This window comes from Microvirga pakistanensis (assembly GCF_004458765.1).
Taxonomy (GTDB): domain Bacteria; phylum Pseudomonadota; class Alphaproteobacteria; order Rhizobiales; family Beijerinckiaceae; genus Microvirga; species Microvirga pakistanensis.
Window position 1 is genome coordinate 1 of sequence record NZ_SPJX01000033.1, and the last position, 223, is coordinate 223.

1 protein-coding gene is annotated in these 223 nt (G+C 68.6%); it reads left to right on the top strand.

Annotated elements, in window-relative coordinates; translation table 11 throughout:
- The coding region (locus tag E4K09_RS02455; RefSeq protein ID WP_193557232.1) for a TPM domain-containing protein at positions 1–223 on the top strand (223 nt) is incomplete at both ends.

A 223-nucleotide genomic window follows, 5' to 3' on the forward strand; every position in this document is an offset into this window, starting at 1 on the left:
CTCGTCGCTCCCATTGAGCGCAAGGTGCGCATCGAGGTGGGCTACGGGCTCGAAGGCGCTCTCACCGATGCGCTCGCGAAGGTCATCACCACCACCGCGATCGCCCCGCAAGTCCAGCAGGGCGACTTCGCGGGCGGCATCGATGCGGGGATCGACGCGATCCTGTCGATCCTCACGGGCGATGCGGAGGAATGGCAGCGCCGGGCCACCGTGCGCGAGGATC